Source organism: Oliverpabstia intestinalis (genome assembly GCF_009696065.1).
Taxonomy (GTDB): domain Bacteria; phylum Bacillota; class Clostridia; order Lachnospirales; family Lachnospiraceae; genus Oliverpabstia; species Oliverpabstia intestinalis.
In genome coordinates this window covers 1-1,835 of record NZ_VUMS01000077.1, presented here as the reverse complement: position 1 = coordinate 1,835, position 1,835 = coordinate 1, and the positions used below count along the sequence as shown (strand labels likewise).

Genomic DNA, 1,835 nt, shown 5'->3' with positions numbered 1-1,835 from the left:
CGCAATGCATGAGGCTGATACAGGTACAGCATCTGTACCATGTGGTTGACCTCGATATTAAAGGCTTCTTTGATAATATCAGCCATACAAAGCTGATTCGTCAGATATGGGCATTGGGAATCCGGGAAAAAAAGCTGTTATGCATTATAAAAGAGATGCTGAAAGCACCTGTTGTTCTGCCAAATGGGGAGAAAACATATCCCACACGGGGTACCCCGCAAGGCGGTATTTTGTCGCCATTGCTTGCAAACATCGTATTGAATGAACTGGATTGGTGGATTGCTTCCCAGTGGGAGCAGATGCCAACAAAGACAAAATTCAAAACAAGGAGCAATGCGCAGGGAACAGAGATTAAGAGCCACGCCTACAGGGCTCTGCGTCGGAGCAGATTAAAAGAGATGCATGCAGTTCGGTACGCAGATGATTTTAAAATTTTCTGCGCAACACATGAGGATGCTGTCAGAGCATACAAGGCAACAGAGTTATGGCTAAAGGACAGGCTGGGGCTGGAAATCAGCCCTGACAAATCCAAAGTAGTTAATCTCAAAAGACAGTATTCTGATTTTCTCGGGTTCAAACTGAAAGTCCGTAAAAAGGGTAAGAAATATGTAGTTCGGTCTCATATGAGCGATAAAGCATACAAAAAGGCTCATGAAAAAGTCTCGGAAGAAGTAAAGAAACTGGCTCATTCGTCAGATGATAATGCTCAGTTCATGCAGCTTCAGAAATACAACTCTGTAGTTGCCGGACTTCATGAATACTATTGTATTTCTACAGAAGTATCTCATGACTTCAGCAGACTTGCCTTCAGTATCAACAAACAGCTCAGAAACAGACTGAACGGCGACTTATCCAAAAAGGGACAGCTCAGAAATGGGTTCATTAAAGAAAAGTATGGAGCAAGCAGACAGATGAGGTTCCTTCATGGACGTCCGGTGGTTCCACTGGGATATGTCCAGTCAAAGAATGCCCAGCATAAAAGGAAATCCATCAATAAATATACGGTCAAAGGTCGGGAACAGATTCATAAGAATCTTGCAATCGACACAGCGACAATGTTATGGCTGATGAGAAATCCTGTAAAGGGCAGAACCATTGAATATGCGGATAACCGTATTTCTTTGTATGCGGCACAGTATGGTAAATGTGCAGTGACAGGAATTCCGATGGATTCCCACGATATTCACTGCCACCATAAAGTGCCGGTTAGCAATGGCGGTTCGGATGAATACGCAAATCTTATTCTTGTCAGCAAAGCGGTTCATATCCTTATCCATGCTTCTTCAGAACCTACGATTGAGAAGTACCTGAAATCCTTAAATCTTGACAATAAACAAATAGAAAAGCTTAACAAACTTCGTACTATGGCAGAAATGCCACCTATTATTCTTTGAATTTAATGCTGTAACGAAGTGTGTAAGTTGTGTTTAAAAGCCCTGGACGGCTGAATTCGATGGAGCGCCGTGTGCGGTGAAAGTCGCATGCACGGTGTGGAGCGGGGGAAAATCCGGAGATAACTTCAAAGGATTACCTATCGCTATCCGGCGCAAAGAGCCAGGGAATCAAACAGCTCATGGCAGGAGCTGGAATCATGCTGCTGGGAACTACCCTGATTCCCCAGCTGGCAACGCTGTTCGGTTAATGGGGTAATGGATGAACACCATTATCGAACGAATCACGGAAGCCATCAAGGAGATCCTCATCGGGATGATATTGTCAATATTGGTTGACACATTTATCTCAAAGATATCACTGCCTATGCAGCCAGTCCCAGAGATTCGTAGTATCTCTGGCGCTTGATCATCGGAGGAAGCCCACCGTTAGCAGAGCAGATC

1 protein-coding gene and 1 pseudogene are annotated in these 1,835 nt (G+C 44.2%); both read left to right on the top strand.

Annotated features, from left to right (window positions below; all coding sequences use genetic code 11):
- A partial coding sequence (locus tag FYJ57_RS14970; RefSeq protein ID WP_154433271.1) for a reverse transcriptase domain-containing protein occupies positions 1-1,394 on the top strand: 1,394 nt, incomplete at its 5' end.
- Between the two features lie 149 nt (positions 1,395-1,543).
- A pseudogene (locus FYJ57_RS14965) lies at positions 1,544-1,642 on the top strand (Maff2 family mobile element protein); the annotation flags it as partial.
- Between the last annotated feature and the right edge of the window lie 193 nt (positions 1,643-1,835).